The sequence below is a fragment of the Salinicola rhizosphaerae genome, from assembly GCF_014652715.1.
GTDB lineage: Bacteria > Pseudomonadota > Gammaproteobacteria > Pseudomonadales > Halomonadaceae > Salinicola > Salinicola rhizosphaerae.
Window position 1 is genome coordinate 754 of sequence record NZ_BMZI01000004.1, and the last position, 21,091, is coordinate 21,844.

The following is a 21,091-nucleotide window of genomic DNA, read 5'->3' on the forward strand; positions in this document are numbered from 1 at the left end:
TGAGACCTCAACGTCGCCTACACGCCTTCGATGACCTCCGCCTCTCCGGTCTCGTCAAACCGAGTCGGGGATTTTTGCGAACAAGGCTGCAATTCGGCGGCCAGCACCCCCTGAATGGCATTGGGGAGATAAGGTTGAACACGGCCCATATGGCTGAAATGACGCCAATCGACGACACTCGAAAGCACATTGTCGAAGATATGGCAGATAGTAGGGAAGGGCGATTCGGTGGTGGATAGTCGCGCAGATTCCGTCTATGTTTTCAGTGGGTAAACGGAGCCATTCAAGGAGAGATTATGCGATCCGATCTACTGAAAAAACTGGGTATTGCCATGATGCTAGGCATGATGGCTTTTGGTATCGCTGCCTGCGATAACGACGATGGTCCTGCGGAAAAAGCGGGCGAGTCGGTCGATAATGCCGTCGACGATGCTGGCCAGGCGATGGAAGACGCCGGCGATGACATCCAGGACAAGGCGGAAGACGCCCAGAATTAATCTGCGCTAGTTCCAGCCACCGGATAGACGGCAAACCTGGTCCTTAATGGGCCAGGTTTTTTTATGTCTTTCCATTCAACATTAGACCTTAGTTGCTGATGAATAGACAAATAGCCATCTTGTTGACGACGTTTGCGAGAGGGTTCGCGTCGATGGTCACAACGAAAAACGGCGATGCCGGTTGGCATCGCCGTTGAGTCTCGGGAGCCTGCGCGCGTTCAGTCATGCGCGCAAGCTTCTCACGGTCGCCTCAGCTATCGCCTTGCGGCAGCGCGTAAGCGATCACGTAATCCCCCGTCGGTGTCTCCATGAAGTGGTGGCCGGTGGCGACGATGACCAGGTATTGACGGCCATTCGCCTCGTAGACCATCGGGTTGGCCTGACCGCCAGCCGGAAGCGCGGCCTGCCAGACCGTTTCACCGCTGTCGATATCGATCGCGCGAATCAGGTCGTCGGTGGCTGCCGCAATGAAGATCAGGCCGCCGGCGGTGACGACCGAGCCGCCATTGTTGGGCGTGCCGATATCGATCGGTAAGCCCGAGCGAATGCCCCACGGGCCGTTGGCGCGCGCGGTACCGAGCGGACGATCCCACAGCGTGTCACCACTCGCCAGTTCGATGGCGCGGATATGGCCATAGGGGGGCTGCTTGCACAGCATACCGGTATACGGCACGCGCCAGCCCGCGTTGACGTTGATTGCGTAGGGCGTGTTGGCCTGAGGATCACCGGCGCCCTCGGCGCCCCCGCTGTCGGAGGTCTGTTCCTCGCGCGGCACCCAACCCAGCTTGTTGGCGACATCGCGCGGCACCAGCTCGTTGTAGTTGGGCATGTCGTTGTAGTTGGCGATGATGACGCCACGGCGCGGATCGATCGCGACGCTACCCCAGTCCGAGCCGCCGTTGTAGCCGGTGTACTGAATCCACGGCTGTTCGGCAGTCGGCGGCGTGTACATGCCGCGCCAGTCCGCCTGATGATACTGAATGCGGCAGAACAGCTGATCGAACGGCGACATGCCCCACATGTCCTTCTCGTCGATCTCGGGCTGGCGCAGCGTCGCATAGTTCGAGTAGGGCTGCGTCTTGCTGCGCTGATCCGGCTCGGCACCGCCTTGCGGGACCGGTCGCTCCTCGGCGCCACCGCCCAGCAGTTCGCCGGTTTCGCGATTGAAGACGTAGATCTCGCCCTGCTTGGTCGGCATGACCACGGCCGGCACCTTGCCGTTGTCAGTCGGGAAATCGATCAGCGTCGGCTGAGAACCGGGGTCGTAATCCCAGACGTCCTTGTGCGCCGTCTGGAAGTGCCATTCCGGGAGGCCCGTCTCGACATTGAGCGCGATAAGCGAACTCGCCCATTCGTTCTCTTCCGGGGTACGCGAGCTGCTCCAGTAGTCGGCGGCGCTATTGGCCATGGGCAGGTAAACCAGGCCGAGCTTGCTGTCACCGACGGCGGTGGTCCACATGTTGGGCGAGCCGCGAACGTAGGTCTCGTCTCCCGTCAGCGGTTCGCTCTGATCCGGGCGCCCTGCGTCCCAGGCCCACAGCAGCTCTCCGGTGCGCACGTCGTAGCCCTTGATCACGCCGGACGGCGGATAACGGCGCTGACCGTCGAGCACCTGGTGGCCCGTGATCAGGACATTGCGTACCACGACCGGTGCGGAATTGATCGACACATATCCGGGCGGGGTTTCACCCATGTTGCGCTTGATATCGACCTGGCCGTTGTCGCCGAAGCCGGTGCAGGGTTCGCCCGTCGCGGCATCGACCTCGATCAGACGACCATCGAGTGTGCCGGAGATGATGCGTGTCTGGCAGCTCTGGTCATCGTCGGTAGCCGCAACCGCCGGCTGACCGGGTGCGCCGCCTTCCGATGTGGCCGGAGACGAGGCGTCATTGGCAGCAGCCGGGGTCTGATCGGCAGTGGCGACATCCTCTGACTGCTGATCGTCAGGGGTCTGAGGCACTTCGTAATAGGTTACGCCTCGGCAGGCGGCAGTATAGGGAATGGCATCCTCGGAGACCTGCGGGTCGTATCGCCAGTTCTCTTCCCCCGTCGCGGCATTGAGCGAGATGAGAATGTTGCGCGACGTGCAGAGAAAGACGTTGTCGCCGACTTTCAGCGGTGTCGTTTCAGCCCCCCAGCGATGATCGAGAAGATCACCGGTGCGGTACTGCCAGGCAACCTGCAGATCACCGACGTTGTCGGGCGTGATCTGGTCCAGCGGCGAGTAGCGCGTCGCGGCGGAATCGCGCCCGTAAGCGGTCCAGTCGCCATTGTCGGGTGTGTCGGCCGGCTGCGCGTTGCCGACGTCGGTTGCCAAGGATTGATCCGCCAGCGCGGGTACGTCGGCGAACTGCTGATAACCACGGCCCGGCACGAATGCCAGAGCACCGGCAACGACCAGTCCGAGAATCAGCACGCCCGCGACCGAGAAGCCGGCTTTCTTGGACGGTCCGCCGCGCAGCGCCGGCGTAACGAGAGCCACCAGAATGGCAAGGATCAGCACGACGTCCAGTCGCGGGATCCAGCGCCAGTAATTGAGCCCGGACTCCCATGCCGCCCACAGCAACGTGCCGATGAACACGAGACCGAACAGCCACGCGCCGGACATTTTCGCCCGCATGAGTTGAACGCCCGATACCAGCATGACGATACCGGCGATGAGGTAATACCAGGAACCCCCCAGTATCGCGAGGTAGGCGCCGCCGGCTCCCAAAGCCAGACCGACGAGCGCGACGATGATCCCGACGAGCCTGGCGATGATGCCGCCAGCGCCTCCGGAAGAAGTCGAAGTGGCCACTGCACTCTCCCTTGAATGAACTGATCCAATGTCCACCGCTCGCGTGCCTCGTCACGGTGGATGCTCTGTTATGACGGCGACGTCCAGTTGTTGGCGTTGGCGTCAGCGTGATTTGTGGCAGTCCGATCGATGAGAATTCTGGTCTGCGACAACATGACGCATACTTCAAGCGTAGTCATGGTACGGCATGCTGACGAGGCCGTCACGGCGTTAACCCACGATAAGATCTGGCTTTTCACGGCGGGTGCCCATTGTCCAACCCAGGTTCCAGGTGGGTAACAGATTTGTTACGGTAAAAGGCGAAGCAACTCAATCATGCCAATAGATGCGACCCATCACGGTGCGCATCAGTGCTTCTCGTCGGCCCGCCAGAGGCCGTACCGAATACGACAAGGGAACGACAACGTGGCTTTCAATACCTACAAGACTCTCGGCATCGCCGTGGGCCTGATGGCGTGCGCGCCTTCGGTACTCGCGCAGACCACCCAGGACAGCGATGCGATCCAGCGTCGACTCGACGCACTGCAGCAGCAGGTGCAACAGCTCCAGCAGGAACTCGCCGAGCAGAAGGCGAGCCAGCAGGCCGAAAATACGCAGACACGCGAGATGGCTGAACAGAATCGCTCGCTGCTGGATAACGTCGGTACGCCGCAATTCAGCGGTGCGGTCGAGCTGGCTTATACGTTCAACGACTGGAATGAAACCAGCAAGGACACCACCGGTGACATGAACTTCGGCAAGTTCATCATCGGCATGGACGGCGGCGAAGGTCCGCTCTCCTATTCGTTCCAGTATCGTTTCTACGACGGCTATCGCTTTCTGCATCACGCCTGGGCCGGCTATCAGTTCAGCGACGACGACAACGTCCAGCTGGGTCTGGTGCAGACGCCGTTCGGCAACATGGATTACGGCTATCTCGGCTGGTACGGCACGCTGCCATATCTGGCGGGTTTCAACGATAACCAGAACGCCGGCATCAAGTGGGACCACAGCCAGGGCGCCTGGGATACCTCGCTCGCCTTCTTCAAGAGCGACCAGCTTGGCGATGGCAACGAGCACTACGGTGCCAACGCCATCGGCAGCAGTGCCCAGGGCAACACCGAGGAGAATCAGGTCGCCGCACGTGCCGCCTATACCTTCGGTCAGGGCTCGGATTACACCACCGAGGTCAACCTCTCCGCCAAGGGTGGCCAGCTCTATAACAACAATACCCAGAAAGATGGCGACAGCTGGGCCGTGGCGCTGGGCATGAACGGCAACTATGGCAACTGGACGACTCAGCTCCAGGCCACGACCTACGAGTTCAACGCCAAGAATCCGGACGAGACGGTCTCCGATATTTCGGACAACGTTGTTCAGATCGGCGCCTTCGGATTCAACTATCTGATTCCGGCGGAAGGGCAGATGTACTCCGCGAGTCTGGCCTACAGCATGAACGTCGACTGGGGCGTGGTGGATAACCTCTACTTCTACAACGACTTCAGCTACATCGATCCGTCGGATGACTACTCGGCAATCAATGGCGGGTTCGGCGACATGGATGATCCGATGCTCAACGATCTGGGCATGAAGATCACCGCCGGGCGCTATTATGCGTGGTTCGACATCGTTACCAACAAGAACGGTCTGAACTACTTCGGCTCGCCGGTCGACGATGGCTGGCACACCAGCGTGCAGAGCCACTTCGGGATCACCTACTGATCCGTTGGGTCTTGAGCCCGGTAACGACAACACCCCGTCGAGGTTAGCCTCGGCGGGGTGTTGTCGTTCTGGAAGGCCCGAACGTCCGTCAGGCGGGCGCGGGGTCCGGTTTGTGGTCCGGCTTGATGTGCGGACGTTCCGACATGATTCGCCCGAGCCGCTCGAGCGCCAGCTCGAGGCGCTCGATCAGCCCCTCCAGCAGCACACGGCGATCGGCCGGTACGTCGCCATGCTCGGCGACGGCCGCCTCCAGACGCTGGCCGGCTGCGTGAATGCCCTTGGGTTGGCGTCCGTTGGCGCTTTCGTCGAAGCCCTCGGCCAGCGCGCGAAGCAGCTGGCGGTGGGCGCGTCGAATCGCCGGATGCGGTGCCTCGTCCAGACGGCCGCGCAGGCGCAGAATCGCGAGACCGAGATCGAGTCCGGTCAGGCCGAGAATGAACAGGTGGCGCTGATCCTGCGGCAGCATGTCATCGTGCTGAGCCAGCTGCAGGATACGGTCCGCCATGTGGCCACTGAAGCGTGCCTCGGCATCGGCGATCGAGCGACGGCGTAGCTGATGAATGTCCGTCGAGATGGCGCGGATGAGACGCCGCCTTCGCAGGCGGGTCCCCAGCCCCGGTAACAGCCGGAAGCCCATCGCCACGCAGCTCAGGCCGATCACCACCGCCACGGCGCGATTGGCGAAGCTATCGAATGAAAAGTCCATGTTGTTGCCGGGCATGATCAACAGGATGTTGAAAATCGCGAACCCCAGGCAGTATCCCAGTGTGGCGGGATTGGTCGCGCCCAGCAGGCCGAGGAAGAGCGGCGTCCCCACGAGCATGGCCAGCATCGGGAAGCCATTCGCTTGCGAGAGAAGCACATGACCGAAGAGGAAGGCACTGACAATGGCGGCAAGCATGCCCTTGTAGAACATCATGGTGATGGCCACCGGATTGTCGCGGGTGGCGAAGAACGCCGAGAACAGCGTACCCAGCAGCATCGCCACCATCGCGCTATTCCAGGCGGTGAGTATCCAGAACGTGGCCAGCGTGCTGAAGACCAAGCCGGAGCGCACCGCGTTGATACCGGCGGCGAGATGGTCCCGATGCCACGCCAGCGAGGTCGAGCGCAGCGTGTGGGTGCCGGGGGAGGCGATGGCCTCGCGCGCATCGAGCATCACCATGGCATGGCCGACGACCTCGCGCAGCCCCAGCCTGACGCGTCGATCCAGCGGCGCCATGCCCTCCTCGTCGCTCTCGTGGACCCGGTGCCTCAGCGCCTGGAGTTGCTGACGCGCCTTGGGCACGCCCTTGACGTGTTCGGCGTCACGAAACCCTTCGGCGACCCTGGCGGCGGTCTCGGCGCTGCGAGGGGAGAGCTTGTCGGCATGGTCGTGAAGCAGCTGATGCAGCGCCTGCAGATTGGCCAGGAAACGCAGCGTGCGGCGCGTCAGCACGTGGGTGGCACGGATGCGACCGGGGCCTTCCGGCCCCTCGAAACGCGCGGCCTGGCTGTCGGTTTCCAGCATCGTCAGCGGGCCGAGACTGCCGCGCAGCGCCTTCTGCATGGCCGGAATATCGTCGCTGGCTTCGAGACGAAGCGCGGCGTTCTCGAAGGCTTGATTGATGACGTTGTCGGCCTGGGTCGCCAGATGATCGCCGACGCGGGAGGGCCACAGAAGCGAGCTGACCAGCGTCGCGCAGATGGCGCCGAGACCCAGTTCCGACAGTCTCGCGATGGCAATATTGAAAATGCCGCCCGGCGTGCTGCCGTTGGAGATCACCACGATCAGCATCGCGGTGACCGCGCCCATCAGGCAGCCGTAGGTATAGTTGTTGCGCCACAGAGAGCCGACGTAGGTACAGAGCATGATCCAGCCGGTCAGCATGATCAGCGCAGGGACGCGGGCCTGCGCGAACAGCGCCATGATGGTGATCCCCGCGAGGGCGCCGATCAGCGTGCCGCTGATCTGACAGATGCCTTTCTCGATGACCATGCCGCTCATCGGCCGAATCTGCAGGAACGCCGCCGAGATCAGCGCCCAATAAGGGCGGTCGAGGTTGAACCAGAGCGCCAGATAGAGTGCCACCATCATCGCCAGCGTCGTCTTGATGGCGAACTTGACCGCCGTCGAGCTGGGTGTCAGGTAAGTCTGGACAAGTGGATGCATGGCGATCAGGGCGAATCGTCGACGGCGTTCTCGGCCGGGATGGCGTCAGGCAACTGCGCCTGCTCGGTCGGGCGGCGATCTTCCGGCACGCTGGCCGGCGTGGTCGTGCTCGCCGGCGCCGAAGGGCGTGAAGCCGGGTGATCGCCATCGGGCGACTGGATCCTGACCGTCGCCGTCATGCCCGAACTCAGAAGCGTCTCGTCCGGTACCTCGTCGAGCGTGATGCGCACGGGAATGCGCTGCGCCAGACGCACCCAGTTGAAGGTCGGCTGCACCTGGGGCAGCAGCTGATTGTTGAGGCTGGTGTTGGTGTCCGCGATGCCGCGCCCGATGCCGGCCACGTGGCCCTGAAGGTGGGTGTCGCCATTCATCAGAATCACCTCGGCCGGGTCGCCGACATCGATGGACGACATCTTGGTCTCCTCGAAATAGCCCATCACGTAGTAGGAGTTGGACTGCACCAGGGCCATCACCGGTGTGCCGCGGCTCACGTAGTTGCCGGCAGCCAGCTGCAGGTTGAGCACATGGCCGCTGACCGGTGCCACCACCTGCGTGCGCTGTAGGTCGAGCTGCGCGCTCTCCAGGTCGGCCTTGGCCTGGGCCAGATTGGCCGCCGCCACTTCGCTGTTGATCTGCGCGATCTGGCGATCTTCGGTGCTGATCGAACGGTCACTCAGCCGGCTGCGTCTGGCGGCCTCCGCCTGGCGCAGCTTGAGCGTCGCTTCGCGATTGGCCACCGTCGCCTTGGCCTTGTCCAGCGCCGCCTGATAGCGCGATGGATCGATCTCGAAGAGCGAGGAACCCTGCTCGACCCGATCGGTGTCGTGGACGTTGAGCGAGCGCACCCATCCAGAGACATCCGGCGCGATGGTCACCACCTCCGCGCGAACGCGAGCGTCGCGGGTCCAGGGCGTGAAGAGATAGTAGTTCCAGAGCCACAGGCCGGCAGCAACGGCAATGGCGACCACGACGAGGGTCATGAGGATACGTAGCGAATTGCGCATCAAGTACTCTCGAGCAGGACGGAAAGTAGATAGGTGATACCGCTGGTGATCAGGACGAACAGCGATACGTCGAACCACGCCTCGTACCACAACGCGCGTTGGCCGACGAGCCAGTGCAGCAGGGTGCGGACGATGACGGTCGTGACGAATCCCAGTAGGGCGTAAAGCAGCAGTGGACTGATGAAGATACCGCCAACGGCGATTTCCTGTAGACCCATGTCGTTCCTGTTGGCAGCGTCGAGATTCAGCCGATCGATAATATTAGCATCCTATTCAACTCGCTGTCAGACAGCCCGTGAATACGCCATCGGCCAATGCCAGACAGTCTAGCTGCAAAAGGGATTTTCGACCTTCTCGGGGCGATGATCCCGCCAGGCGGTAGGGGCATTGTGGCGAAGCTGCTCGAGCAGCGCGCCGACCTTGCGCGGCTGGTGTCCGTAGGCGTAGAGCAGCGTGATCGGGAGCGGCGGGGCTTCCCAGCCGACCAGGCACTGCACCAGCGTCCCTGGATGGTGCCGCTGACGGCGCTGCGCCATCCAGTGCGGGATCAGCCCGATGCCCTGCCCGCGTACGATGGCATCGGCATGCAGGACGGGCTGATCGACGCGCAGCCTCGAGCCGACGGGCGTCAACGGATGGTCGCTTTCATCGGGGTGTGACAGCACCAGGCCGCGCTCGGCGTCACCGAGGAGATCCAGCCAGGCATGATACTCGAGATCTCGGGGGTGGTGCGGCGTGCCGCGGCGCAGCAGGTAATCGGGATGGGCATAGACGCCGCGGCGCAGCCTCCCCAGCGTATCCTGGCGCAGCCCGCACTCGTTGGTTTCCCCGACCCACAGATGCACGGCGTTGAGGTCGGGAGCGTTGGGTGGCGTCTGCAGCAGGCGCAGCTCCACACGAGCGCGGGGATGGCGATCCAGAAAACGCTCCGCCTGTTGCGCCATCCAGCCGCGCGCCAGCACCGGGTGCACCTTGATGACCAGCTCGCCGTGCACCTCAGCGCGCAGGTCATCCAGTGCCAGTCGGCTCTGTTCGGCAAGACGCAACATTTCTCGGGCGTGTTCGAGGAACAGGGCGCCGGCCTCCGTCGGGAGCAGTCGATTGGCCTGGCGTCTCAGCAGCGGCTGCCCCAGCTCGGCCTCGAGATGCGCGATGCGCCGACTCAAGGTCGATTTGGCGACCCCCAGTCGGCGGGCGCTCAGCGTCAGGCTGCGTGACTCCATGACCGCCGCGAACGTTGCCAGCCCTTCCAGATCGTACATGTCCTGATTTTCTCCCCCGGATTTGTTCTCGCCTGGTTCTCTCTCCGCACCCTTGCCGTTGCCTTTGCACTTGGCGCTCTCCATTCGCGCCGCCGTCGTGCGTTCCTGCCGTTCAGTTTCCGATGCGCATCGTTTGGCAGTGCGGTTGTCTGTTGCGCCATCAGGCGGCCAGCGGTTGGTCAGGCTTTTGTCGTGATTCCGGAGCGCCACGCCGTTGCGTAACGCGCAACGCTGCGTCGCAAAACATTACCAGAAGAATATGAGAGAATCTAAATGATAGATATTCGCATTCAAAAATAATCAAGCGGTGTCGCTAAAGCCCAGAGGGGCAGGCAGGCGTCACCGACGCCGTGGACTGCTTGCATATTTAATACTCGGGATCGGGGAATGACATGAAACAGATAGTGCCACTGCGGCTATCGGCGCTCACGCTCGCCATGATGGGGGGCACGACAGCGGCCACGACGGCGCAGGCCCAGGTCGCGCTGGATCCGATGGTGGTTACCGCCGCGGGCTACGCGCAGCAGGTCGCGAGCGCGCCGGCCTCGATCAGCGTGGTCACGCGAGAGGAGTTGGCCAAGCGCCAGTATCGCGATGTGACCGATGCACTCATCGATGTGCCGGGCGTGCTGGTGACTGGTGGCGGTCCCGGTGATACCGGCCGCGATATCAATTTTCGTGGCATGCCGGCCGAATACACAACGATCCTCGTCGATGGCATGCCGATCAGCTCTAGAGAGACGCGCCCCAACGGCAGTGCCGGCTTCGAACAAGACTGGCTTCCGCCGCTGTATGCGATCGAGCGGATCGAGGTCATCCGCGGCCCGATGTCGACGCTTTACGGCGCCGATGCCATGGGCGGCGTGATCAATATCATCACGCGTGATGTCCAGGAGGAATGGCATGCCAATGTGCGTATCGGCGCCACGTTGCAGGAACACAGTGATTCCGGGAACTCACAGCAGACCGAGTTCTATACCACCGGCCCGCTGATCCGGGACGTGCTGGGTGTCGAGGCATTCGGTCGCTACTCGACGCGCCAGGAAGACGAGTTCGTTGACGGCTACGAAGACAAGGAACTGCTCAACGGTACCGCGCGTATGACGTGGCAAGCCACTGAGCATCAGGATTTCGTTTTCGAAGCTGGCAAGACCAAGCAGGAGCGCACAACGACGGTTGGCAAGACCATCGAAGAGGCCGAGGGCAATGCAGACAGCACCAATCGATACGAGACTCGGCGCTACTCGTTGCGCCACGAAGGGAAATGGGGCTTCGGAACCTCTACCACCTACGTGCAGCAGGAGACGACCGACAACGAGAGCCGCGATATCTCGGTCGAGAACCTCGAGGCCAAGAGTCAGATGGTGCTGCCGTTCAGCACCAACACGTTGAGCTTCGGTGCCAGCTACTCCAAGGAGAGCCTGGAAGACACGACGACCAACCGTATCTCCGATCTCACCGAACTGGACATGTACCAGTACGCGCTGTTCATCGAGGACGAGTACTACCTGACCGACACCTTCTCGGTCACCGCCGGCGTACGCATGGATGACAACGAAGAGTTCGGCGAGCACTTCAGCCCGCGTCTCTACGGCGTCTGGAACCTGGCGCCGCTATGGACGCTGAAAGGGGGTGTTTCCACTGGCTACAAGGCGCCCGGCGTGCGGGATCTCTCGCCGGAGTGGGGCGCCGTCAGCCGCGGCGGTAACGTCTACGGTAATCCGGATCTCGAACCCGAGACCTCGGTCACCAAGGAGATCGGCCTGCTCTACGGTCGCCAGAGCGACCTCAACGGCTCCATCACGCTGTTCCGTAACGACTTCGAGGACAAGATCAGCCGCGTGCCGTGTACTTCGGCTGGCGCCCCCTGCGCCTCGGAGCCGGCCAACAGCTACGGCAACAGCCCGACCACGCGTATCAACATCGATGAGGCCTATACCCAAGGCGTCGAAGCGACGCTGAGCAGTCCGCTGACCGAGACATTGTCGATCAAGGGCGCCTATACCTACACCGATTCGGAGCAAGAGTCCGGCGCAGCGGAAGGCGAGCAGCTGACCCAGCTGCCAAAGCATCTTTTTGCCACTACTCTCGATTGGGACCCGGCGGGCCGGTTCAGTGGCTGGAGTCGTCTGACGTTCCGCGGTGATCAGGAAGAGTACGTCTCCTCTGGGCGCTCCGGTACCACCGACGCCATCCCCTCCTACACCATCGTCGATGCCGGTGGCTCTTGGCGAATCGCGCCGCAGGCCAATCTGCTCTTCGGGGTCTACAACGTTTTCGACCGCGATATCGACATGGACACCTATAGCCTGCTCGAGGAAGGTCGGCGTTACTGGCTCGCGATCGATCTGGAGATCTGACCCCGCTCACCCGTCGCGAGATCGAACCCTGCAGCGTGCCGGCGTCGCCGCTCTGCGCGCGGCGCCTGTCGCTGAGCTACGGTCGCGGCGCGCGTCGGCGGCGTGTCATCGATGATCTCGACCTGGCGCTGCCGGCCGGGCAGGTGACTGCCATCGTCGGGCCCAACGGCTGTGGCAAGTCGACCCTGCTGGCGAGTCTGGCACGGCTGCACGCGCCGGATCGCGGTGCCGTGCTGCTCGACGGCGCCGAGATTCATCGCCTGCCGGCGCGGGAGCTGGCGCGCAAGCTCGCGCTGTTGCCGCAGGAGACCCAGGCGCCGGAAGGGTTGACGGTGGCCGAGCTGATTCGTTTCGGGCGGCAGCCGCATCAGGGGCTGTTCCAGCAGTGGTCCGCCGAGGACCAGCGCGTCGTCGATGCCGCGCTTGCGGCGGCGGATCTGCACGCACTGGCAGAGCGGCCGCTGGACGCGATGTCGGGCGGTCAGCGCCAGCGGGCGTGGATCGCCATGGCCATCGCCCAGCAGACGCCACTGCTACTGCTCGACGAGCCGACATCGGCCCTGGACCTGGGGCATCAGCTTGAGGTGTTCGAACTGATACGGGCGCTGGCATCGGCGGGAAAGACGCTGGCCATGGTGGTTCACGACCTGGTGAGCGCCTGTCGATTCGCCGATCATCTGGTGGCGATGCGCGACGGCCGTATCGTGGCGGCCGGTGCGCCGCGCGAGGTGGTGACGGCCGACCTGGTGCGTGAACTCTACGGGGTCGAGTGTACCTTGATCGAAGATCCGGCCACGGGAAGCCCCGTGCTGGTCGACATCCGCAGTTCGTCTCGGCGTGATTGACGCTTGCGATGACGGCGGTGGCCGGCCGGTTCAGATATCTGCCGCGGCTGCTGGCTGTCGTGGTGCCTCTGTGAGATGGCTGCGGTTGCGGCCCTCGGCCTTGGCCCGGTAGAGCGCATGATCCGCGCGCTGCACCAGGGTTCTCAGGCTGTCGCCATCCTGACGCTGGGTGATGCCGATACTCAGCGTGATCGACAGCGTCAGCTGTCCGCTCAAGGCAACGGGCGCTGACGCGACTGCCTGCCTGAGTCGCTCCGCGATCGCCAAGGCCTCCGCGGCCTGTGTATGGGGCAGGACGATCGCAAACTCCTCGCCGCCGATGCGCCCGATCAGTGTGCCCGCGCGCAGCCACGAGCTCATGCGCCGAGCGAGTGTTTTCAGCACGTCGTCACCGATCGGGTGACCATGCGCGTCGTTGATGCGTTTGAAATGATCGATATCGAGCAGCAGCAGGCTCAGCGGTGCGCGACGATCCTCGCGCAGTGCCTGGATCGCCGCGCGTAGTAGCGCCCGGCGATTGTAGAGTCCGGTGAGCGAATCTGTGGTGGCGAGCCGGTGCAGCTTCTGTTCCATGGTCTTGCGCCGCGTGATGTCGAAGCTCCAGATCAGCCAGGCCGGCTGACCGTGAATGCGCAGCGGGCGGGCTGTCAGCAGGGCCCAGTAAGGCGCTGCCGGGTAGAGTCGGGTCTCCAGCTGCTGCACGGTGTCGCCACGGTCTAGCCTCGCCAGAAGACGTTGGTAATCGTCGGCATCGACGAACAGGCGCGAGAGATCGAAGGCTTCCTGACGGCCGGCGCCGGACTGCATGAGCAGCGTATGGCTGACGTAGAAAACACGACGCTGGTCGGCGCTGATCAGCGTCACTTCGCTCGGCGTGGAGTCGAGAATCGTCTGCAGCAGCGTTTCTCGCTCGTGCAGCAATCGAGTGCGGCTCTGAACGCGACGCTCGAGAGAGCTGTTGAGACGGTGCAGTTCGCTGGCGAGCCGGCGGGAGCGGCGCTGAGCGCTGAGGATGCGCAGCGCCAGCACGAGGCAGCCCGTCGCGATCAGGGCAAGGAAGCCGCCCAGCCAGTGAAAGGTCTGCTTGAGCGACTGCCGTTCGCGGTCGAGCTGAATCGCGACAGCCACGTTGCAGGCGACGATGAGCTCATGCGATGCGCGAATCTCGTCGGGCAAGGTCTTGCGCATGCGCGACGCGATCTCGGCGGCCTTGACCGGATCGCGCCAGTCGAGGCGCTGCATCCAGTCCGCCGTTCGGCGGTCGAGGCGAGCGAGGGTACGCATGGCATCCGGACGTGGTTCGACCAGGTAGTCGAATACCCGGGTGCGCAGCAGTGGATCGAGCGCCGTACGCACGGTGCCGAGCCGGATCTTGAGCTGCGCCGGCGAGGCCTCGCCATGCTCGAGTGCTTGCGCGGTCTCGAGCAGCTCGCGAAGCTGCAGTTGCAGGCTGTAGCTCTGCCATACCTCGGTGTGACGCCCTGGCGTATCGAACTGATCGCTGCGTTCGGAAATCAGGTAAAGACCGGACAGCGCCACCACGATCATCGTGCTGGCGAGCAGGATCAGCAGCCACACCAGCCATCCGCGAGGGGGTGAGTAGCGCCCGGCGCGACCTACTTCAGGTGCAGTTCGCTGAGTTGCCATACGGTGCGGTTGTAGTAGGTGCGAGTGTGAAGTTCGGGATGCTCGCCGTAGGGATACATCACGATCAGCGGGCCGTACTCACCGAATGGGATGAAATCGCCATCACGCCGGTAGGCGATGATCGGATCGTAGCGCGTCAGATCGGCGTCGGGAATCGTTTCGCTGTAGTCGTTGAGCGCGGCGGCGACCATCGAGTGAGGGCGAAGCAGGTGTTCGTGCTCCAGCAGTGCGCGGATCGACACGCCATACCAGGTCGATTCCGGGTAGTCGTTATCCGGGATCGGTCCGCGCACTTGGTGGCCCGGCAGTGCCTCGAGATCGGCAAGCGTCAGTGTATCGATCACCCGATCATGGGTGTCGAATAGCGTCAGCAGCGACAGGTCCGCGGGATAGGGCGGCGACTGAGCCCAGCCGAGGGCGGGGAACCACAGACCCAGCCAGGCGCAGAGAATCAGGCGGTATCGAGACATGGGCTTTCCTGGTGGCACACTGCGCTATCTATCGACCGTCGGCGCCGCTTCTGCAGCGTTTCGGGCGCCAGCGCCCGATCATGACACCGATCAGCGTCAGGCGTTATCGTCGGCAACGAGAACCCGCGAGAACCGAACGATCTCGGCATTGCGGTTCGACCAGCCGAGATGTTCCCAGAATCGGTGTGCCTGATGGTTGTCGGCCAGCGTATCGAGGTGGACTTTCTCGATCCCCGCCTCGAGCAGGGCGGCGAGACAGTGCTCGACCAGCGACTTGCCCAGCCCCAGGTGGCGATGTTGCGGGTCGACCATGACATGCTGAAGATAGCCGCGGCGCCCGTCATGCCCGGACATGGCGCAGCCGACGATGCCGGGCTCACCGTCAAGTCGGGCGACGAAGCTCATGCCGGGGTTGCGCTCGAGATAGCGTTCGGTTGCGGCGAAACCATCGGCGGTGCGCAAGACCACCCCAGGCGTGCGCGCCATCATGTCGATGAAGTCGGCGTGATCCTCGAGCCGCATCGGCTGAATCACGGCAGCTTCGAGCGAATTATCGATGGAACTCATAAGGTTTGCCCCTCGGTGTGACGGCGTCGAAAACGGATATTGATCACGGCGAGCCCGGCGATCACCATCAGCCCGCCGAGCACCTTGTTGATACCCAGCGGGTCATCCAGCAGCCAGACGCCGAGGATCACCGCGAACAGCGGCATCAGCAGCGTCAACGGCACCACCCGGCTGACCGGATGCTTCTGCAGCAGCCAGTACCAGAGCCCGTAGGCTGCGATCGAGGACATGACCGCGGTGTAGACGACCGCCCCCCAGCCGGCGAGGCCCGCGTGCTGAATCGCCTGCCATTGATCGTCCTCGACCAGCCAGCTGCCGATCCCGACCAGCGGTATCGCGAACAGCGACAGCCAGCCGGTCATGGTCAACGGGGCGATTGGCGGCGCGAGCTTGATGATCATCGTGGAGACGGCCCAGAAGAAGGCACTGGTCAGCAACATGGCGGTGGAGGCCGGCGGCGGCAGAGAGGGCCCGCCTGCGAGCACCACGACGCCGCCGAAAGCCAGCACCAGGCCGAACAGGCGGCGCGGACCGAGCTTCTCTTTCAGCAGGATCGCCGCAAGCAGTGTGGCGAAGGGCGTGCCCATCTGCACCAGCAGCGCGCCCGTGCCGGCCTCGGCCCGCTGCAGGCCGAGGAAGAGCAGCGGAAAGTGAAGCCCGCCGAAGCTCACAGCCAGCATCAGTAGCCAGGGAAGCTGGGTTCGCGTGATGCGCGTGAACGGCACGATCAGTGCCGCGACCAGCATGAAACGCAGCGTGGTGACGAGCAGCGGCGGCAGATCCTCGATGCCGAGCTTGATCACGATGATGTTGAACGCCCAGATGGCAATGACGCCAAGGCCGATCAGCAGGTCCTTGATGGGCACGATCAATCCTTTTGCAGGCAATGGCGTGGCGCTGATGGTATCCCCGCTGCTGGCGGGGCAGGATAGAGTAGCGAAAATGGCGTGCGTTGTCCGACTTCTCAGACGTGCCGCCGAGCCAAGGGTGGACCTGCCGAGAATTGGTAGCCATTCGAGACAAGGCAAAGGGGAAGTCCGGCAAGAAGTGCCTGGGAAAAGGCAAGGCAATTCAAGGAAAGGAACAAGCAATGGCCAAGAGCAACAATCATCGCTGTCGACAGCTTTGGGCCAGTGGTATCGCGCTGTGGTTCGCGTTGCTGACCGGCATCGGTAGCGCGACCGCCGCGCCGCTGGAACAGGGGCGGCTTTCGGTGGCCGGAGATCATGTGCTGGAAGTCGAGATTGCGCGAACGGCGCAGGAGCGCTCCCGCGGGCTGATGGAACGCGACCGGCTGGCGGCCGACGCCGGTATGCTGTTTCTCTACGAGACCGATCAACCGGCATCCAGCGCCTACTGGATGTATCGGACGCGGATTCCGCTCGATATCGCGTTCGTCGACGACCAGGGAGTGATCCGTTCGCTGAAGACCATGGCGCCGTGCCGCTCGACCACGCCGAGCGAATGCCCCGCCTATCCGTCCGGCGCTGCCTTTCGCGCCGCGCTGGAGACGAACGCGGGCTACTTTGACGAGCACGGCATCGGCGTCGGCGATCGCATCGAACTGGCGCCCTGGCTCGAGAGTCGGCAGCCGTGATGACGGCGCGATAACCATTCGCGTCGTGCATGCCTCATACCGATAGCGGCGCCGGCCGGAAAGGCTCGATGGCCGGGATGTGGGTTGCCGGACGCAAACCGCGCCGCCTCGGCGCTGACCAAAAGGTCAATACTCGGCTCGTAGCGCGACAAGACCATCGATATTGCTGTTTTTCGGCAGCCAGGCCCGCTATATGATGGCACGCCGTCAAGAACCCGCCTCTCGACGCTATATTGCGATCAAGGGTTTCGATAGAGTTGGGTGGACTGGGTGCGATGAATCGTCACACCTACGATGCACGCCGGTCATACGCCTGGCACGCGATCGGTTCGGCCGATCAAAAAAATAATCGGGAAATTCGAGGTATCCGCATGAAACGCCATGCACTAACCGCAGCCGTCCTCTCCACCGCGCTGATGGGAGCCACGCTCTCGGCACCGGCGTCGGCACAGGACACGCAATACATCACGATCGGTACCGGCGGCCAGACCGGCGTTTACTACGTGGTCGGGCAGTCGGTCTGTCGAATGGTCAACCGCAGTGCCGAGGAGTCGGGCATTCGCTGTAATGCGCCGTCGACCGGTGGCTCCGTGGCGAACATCAACGGCATCAAGTCCGGTGAGCTGAACATGGGCGTGGCGCAGTCCGACGTCCAGTACAACGCTTACAACGGTGAAGCCCAGTTCGACCAGCCGATGGAGAACCTGCGCTCGGTGTTCTCGCTGCACGGCGAGCCGCTGACCGTGCTGGCACGCAAGGATGCGGATATCCATTCGATCCAGGATCTGAAGGGCAAGCGCGTCAACATTGGTAATCCGGGCTCGGGCCAGCGTGCCACTATGGAAGTGCTGATGAACGCCGAGGGTTGGGACACCAGCGTGTTCTCGCTGGCTTCCGAACTGGGCGCCGCCGAAATGGCTTCCGCGCTGGCGGACAACAACATCGACGCCATGGCCTACGTCGTCGGACACCCCAATGGAGCGATTCAGGAAGCGACCACGACCGTCGAGTCCAACCTCGTGCCGCTCGACGATGACGTGGTCAAGGGGCTGGTCGACAAGTATCCGTACTACAGCATGTCGACCATTCCGGGTGGCATGTACGAAGGCAACCCGGACGACGTCCAGACCTTCGGCGTGCGCGCGACCTTCGTGACCTCCGCCGACGTGCCGGACGAAGTCGTCTACCAGACCGTTAAAGCGGTGTTCGACAACTTCGACCGCTTCAAGCGTCTGCACCCGGCCTTCGCCAACCTGAAGCCGGAAGACATGATCAGCGAAGGCCTCTCGGCGCCGCTGCATGAAGGCGCCAAGCGTTACTACAAAGAGCAAGGTTGGCTGTAAGGACAGAGCAGGGCTGGCTGTCATGCAGCCACTGTTTTGAAGGCCAGGCCGGCAGAGCGTCTCGCGGATGCCGGCTGACGGGCGCGGCGGCCGAGTCGGTCGCCGCGTCATTGCGTCGAGCCGCTGCACGGCATTGTCGCCGTGCGGGGGCTGGGCGGTGAGGCCCGCAGTTCACCTTTCGGCTGTCAACGTCAGGATCTGACCATGACCGACAACAACACCTCCGGGCCTGATCAGGCCACGCTGGACGAGCTTGCCGCGACCGATACCGGCGGGCGCAAGCTGACCGGCGCTCCCCATCGTCTTCTGCTGAGCGTGGCCGCGATCTGGTCACTGTTTCAGCTGTGGATCGCGTCGCCGCTGCCGTTCGTCTTCGGCTTTGGTGTCTTCAGCGCCACCGAGGCGCGCTCGATCCATCTGGCTTTTGCCGTATTTCTCGCGTTCATGGCCTATCCCGCCCTGAAGCGCTCCCCGCGCGACCGCATGCCGATCCAGGACTGGATCATGGCCGTCGTCGCGGCCTTCTGTGCCTCCTATCTCTACTTTTTCTACGATCAGCTCGCCAGCCGCCCCGGCGCTCCGATCCTGCAGGACGTGATCATCGGCGTCATCGGTATCGTGCTGCTGCTCGAGGCGTGCCGTCGTTCGCTCGGTCCACCGCTGACCATCATCGCGTTGATCTTTCTCATCTACTCGCTGGCCGGCCCCTACATGCCGGGCATTCTGGCTCACCGTGGCGTGAGCTTTTCCGGTCTGGTCAACCATCAGTGGCTGACGACCCAGGGCGTTTTCGGTATCGCGCTGGGGGTCTCGACCAGCTTCGTGTTCCTGTTCGTGCTGTTCGGCGCACTGCTCGACAAGGCGGGTGCAGGCAACTACTTCATCAAGGTGGCGTTTTCGCTCCTCGGCCACTATCGCGGCGGGCCCGCCAAGGCCGCCGTGGTCTCTTCCGGCCTGACCGGACTGATTTCCGGCTCCTCCATCGCCAATACCGTGACCACCGGCACGTTCACCATTCCGATGATGAAGCGTGTTGGCTTCAGCGCGACCAAGGCCGGCGCCGTCGAGGTCTCCTCCTCCGTCAACGGCCAGATCATGCCTCCGGTCATGGGGGCCGCCGCCTTCCTGATGGTCGAGTATGTCGGCATTCCCTATATCGAGGTGATCAAGCACGCCTTCGTGCCGGCGGTGATCTCCTATATCGCGCTGCTCTATATCGTGCATCTGGAGGCGATGAAGGCGGGCATGAAAGGGCTGCCGAGCGGCAATCCTTCGCGTCCGTGGCTCAACAAGATCATCGGCTTCCTGACCGGTCTGGTCGGCGTCATGGTGCTGGCGGCGGCGGTCTACTACGGCATCGGCTGGCTCAAGCCGGCGCTGGGCGATGCCGCTTCCTGGGTCATTGCACTCGGCGTCGGCGCCATCTACGTGCTGCTACTGAAGCTGGGCTCGAACTATCCCGAGCTCGAGGTGGATGATCCGAATCAGGAGATCACCCAGCTACCGCGTACCAAGCCGACGGTGATGGTCGGGCTGCACTACATTCTGCCGGTGATCGTGCTGGTGTGGTGTCTGATGGTCGAGCGGCTCTCGCCGGGCCTGTCCGCCTTCTGGGCCACGGCCTTCATGGTCTTCATCATTCTGACCCAGCGCCCGATCGATGCCTTCTTCCGTCAGAAGAGCGACTTCGCCGATGACCTCAAGCGTGGCGTGATCGATCTGTGGGAGGGGCTGATCGACGGCGCCCGCAACATGATCGGCATCGGGATCGCCACGGCCACGGCCGGCATCATCGTCGGCGCGGTGGCGCAGACCGGCGTCGGTCTGGTCCTCGCGGATCTGGTCGAAGTCCTGTCGATGGGCAATCTGCTGCTGATGCTGCTGCTGACCGGGGTGCTCAGCCTGATTCTCGGCATGGGGCTGCCGACCACGGCCAACTACATCGTGGTCTCGGCGCTGCTGGCGCCGGTCATCGTCCAGCTCGGTGAGCAGAACGGTCTGATCGTACCGCTGATCGCGGTGCACCTGTTCGTGTTCTATTTCGGCATCATGGCCGACGTGACGCCGCCTGTCGGCCTCGCCTCGTTTGCGGCGGCAGCGATCTCCGGGGCGGACCCGATACGCACCGGGTTCCAGGCGTTCTATTACAGCCTGCGCACCGCTGCGCTGCCATTTCTATTCATCTTCAACACCGACCTGCTGTTGATCAATGTCGACTGGCTGCACGGCATCGTGATCTTCATCGTGGCGACCGCAGCGATGCTGATCTTCGCCGCAGCGACCCAGGGCTTCATGCTGGTCAAGAGCCGCTGGTACGAGAGCGTGCTGCTGCTATTGGTGGCGTACACGCTGTTCCGCCCCGGGTTCTGGATGGATATGGTCGATGCGCCTTACGAGGAAGTGCCACCGGCGCAGTTCGAGCAGGCGCTGGGTGATATCGGGCCCGACGACCATCTGATGGTCCGGGTTGACGGCCTCGACGCCTACGGCGCGCCGACCAGCTTCGTGGTCCAGGTACCGGCGACCGAAGGCGATACCGGCAGCGAGCGGCTTTCGAGTCTCGGTCTGCATCTGATGCAGGAAGATGGCAAGCAGCTGGTCGACATGACCGACTTCGGCAGTCAGGCGGAGAAGCTCGGCTTCGATTTCGATCAGCAGATCGTGAGCGTGCGCATACCGCGCGATCAGCTACCGAAGGAGCTGATGTGGATTCCGGGGCTGGTGCTGTTCGGGCTTGTGGTCATGCTGCAGCGCCGGCGTCGGGGGCCGAAGGAGAGGGCACGAGGCATGGCGACTGCCTGACGTCTCCTGCGCTTTTCGACGGACCGACGGCCGCCTTTTCGAAGGCG

General features: G+C 63.2%; 16 protein-coding genes. 7 read left to right on the forward strand and 9 right to left on the reverse strand.

Annotation, left to right across the window (positions count from 1 at the left end; all coding sequences use genetic code 11):
* Nucleotides 1-296 precede the first annotated feature (296 nt).
* A complete protein-coding gene (locus IE125_RS08815) occupies nucleotides 297-497 on the forward strand; it encodes a hypothetical protein (protein WP_189444307.1) in 201 nt (66 codons plus the stop codon).
* A gap of 250 nt (nucleotides 498-747) precedes the next feature.
* Here the strand turns inward: IE125_RS08815 and IE125_RS08820 are convergent, their stop codons facing one another.
* Nucleotides 748-3,294 carry a membrane-bound PQQ-dependent dehydrogenase, glucose/quinate/shikimate family gene (locus IE125_RS08820; protein WP_229809019.1) on the reverse strand — a complete coding sequence of 849 codons (2,547 nt, stop codon included), beginning with the start codon at nucleotides 3,292-3,294 and terminating at the stop codon, nucleotides 748-750.
* 405 nt (nucleotides 3,295-3,699) lie between these two features.
* Here IE125_RS08820 and IE125_RS08825 point away from each other — a divergent pair, with 405 nt between their 5' ends.
* Entirely contained in the window at nucleotides 3,700-4,995 is a 1,296-nt protein-coding gene (locus tag IE125_RS08825) for a porin family protein (RefSeq protein ID WP_189444308.1), read from the forward strand.
* A gap of 88 nt (nucleotides 4,996-5,083) precedes the next feature.
* On the opposite strand, the gene IE125_RS08830 is transcribed toward IE125_RS08825, so the two are convergent.
* From IE125_RS08830 to IE125_RS08845, 4 genes are all read right to left on the reverse strand, one after another.
* Nucleotides 5,084-7,147 carry an FUSC family protein gene (locus IE125_RS08830; RefSeq protein WP_189444309.1) on the reverse strand — a complete coding sequence of 688 codons (2,064 nt, stop codon included), beginning with the start codon at nucleotides 7,145-7,147 and terminating at the stop codon, nucleotides 5,084-5,086.
* Between the two features lie 5 nt (nucleotides 7,148-7,152).
* On the reverse strand, nucleotides 7,153-8,151 hold the full coding sequence (locus tag IE125_RS08835; RefSeq protein ID WP_189444310.1) for an efflux RND transporter periplasmic adaptor subunit: 999 nt from the start codon (nucleotides 8,149-8,151) through the stop codon (nucleotides 7,153-7,155).
* Nucleotides 8,151-8,369 carry a DUF1656 domain-containing protein gene (locus IE125_RS08840; RefSeq protein ID WP_189444311.1) on the reverse strand — a complete coding sequence of 73 codons (219 nt, stop codon included), beginning with the start codon at nucleotides 8,367-8,369 and terminating at the stop codon, nucleotides 8,151-8,153. Before IE125_RS08840 ends, IE125_RS08835 begins: the two co-directional genes overlap by 1 nt.
* Before the next feature lie 108 nt (nucleotides 8,370-8,477).
* On the reverse strand, nucleotides 8,478-9,413 hold the full coding sequence (locus IE125_RS08845; RefSeq protein ID WP_189444312.1) for a LysR family transcriptional regulator: 936 nt from the start codon (nucleotides 9,411-9,413) through the stop codon (nucleotides 8,478-8,480).
* A 392-nt stretch (nucleotides 9,414-9,805) separates the two neighbouring features.
* Between IE125_RS08845 and IE125_RS08850 the strand changes: the two genes are divergently transcribed.
* On the forward strand, nucleotides 9,806-11,773 hold the full coding sequence (locus tag IE125_RS08850) for a TonB-dependent receptor domain-containing protein (protein WP_189444313.1): 1,968 nt from the start codon (nucleotides 9,806-9,808) through the stop codon (nucleotides 11,771-11,773).
* A 35-nt stretch (nucleotides 11,774-11,808) separates the two neighbouring features.
* Nucleotides 11,809-12,618 (forward strand): ABC transporter ATP-binding protein, encoded by an 810-nt coding sequence (locus IE125_RS08855; RefSeq protein WP_189444314.1) that lies wholly within the window; start codon nucleotides 11,809-11,811, stop codon nucleotides 12,616-12,618.
* A 30-nt stretch (nucleotides 12,619-12,648) separates the two neighbouring features.
* Here the strand turns inward: IE125_RS08855 and IE125_RS08860 are convergent, their stop codons facing one another.
* The 4 genes from IE125_RS08860 to IE125_RS08875 all read right to left on the reverse strand — a co-directional run bounded on the left by IE125_RS08860 (nucleotide 12,649) and on the right by IE125_RS08875 (nucleotide 16,168).
* Nucleotides 12,649-14,196: a GGDEF domain-containing protein gene (locus tag IE125_RS08860; RefSeq protein WP_189444315.1), complete on the reverse strand. Its 1,548-nt coding sequence runs from the start codon at nucleotides 14,194-14,196 to the stop codon at nucleotides 12,649-12,651.
* Nucleotides 14,197-14,234: 38 nt separating this feature from the next.
* The gene (locus tag IE125_RS08865; RefSeq protein WP_189444316.1) at nucleotides 14,235-14,735 is read right to left on the reverse strand and encodes a putative pterin-binding protein; all 501 of its coding nucleotides are present in this window, start codon (nucleotides 14,733-14,735) and stop codon (nucleotides 14,235-14,237) included.
* A gap of 96 nt (nucleotides 14,736-14,831) precedes the next feature.
* Complete coding sequence (locus IE125_RS08870) at nucleotides 14,832-15,302, reverse strand: GNAT family N-acetyltransferase (RefSeq protein ID WP_189444317.1); 471 nt, start codon at nucleotides 15,300-15,302, stop codon at nucleotides 14,832-14,834.
* Complete coding sequence (locus tag IE125_RS08875) at nucleotides 15,299-16,168, reverse strand: DMT family transporter (protein ID WP_189444318.1); 870 nt, start codon at nucleotides 16,166-16,168, stop codon at nucleotides 15,299-15,301. Before IE125_RS08875 ends, IE125_RS08870 begins: the two co-directional genes overlap by 4 nt.
* A gap of 224 nt (nucleotides 16,169-16,392) precedes the next feature.
* On the opposite strand from IE125_RS08875, the gene IE125_RS08880 reads away from it, so the two are divergent.
* From IE125_RS08880 to IE125_RS08890, 3 genes are all read left to right on the forward strand, one after another.
* Nucleotides 16,393-16,899, forward strand: a complete 507-nt coding sequence (locus IE125_RS08880) for a DUF192 domain-containing protein (RefSeq protein ID WP_189444319.1) — start codon at nucleotides 16,393-16,395, stop codon at nucleotides 16,897-16,899.
* Between the two features lie 371 nt (nucleotides 16,900-17,270).
* The gene (locus IE125_RS08885; protein ID WP_189444320.1) at nucleotides 17,271-18,242 is read left to right on the forward strand and encodes a TAXI family TRAP transporter solute-binding subunit; all 972 of its coding nucleotides are present in this window, start codon (nucleotides 17,271-17,273) and stop codon (nucleotides 18,240-18,242) included.
* 204 nt (nucleotides 18,243-18,446) lie between these two features.
* Nucleotides 18,447-21,044 (forward strand): TRAP transporter permease, encoded by a 2,598-nt coding sequence (locus tag IE125_RS08890; protein WP_189444321.1) that lies wholly within the window; start codon nucleotides 18,447-18,449, stop codon nucleotides 21,042-21,044.
* Nucleotides 21,045-21,091: the final 47 nt, after the last annotated feature.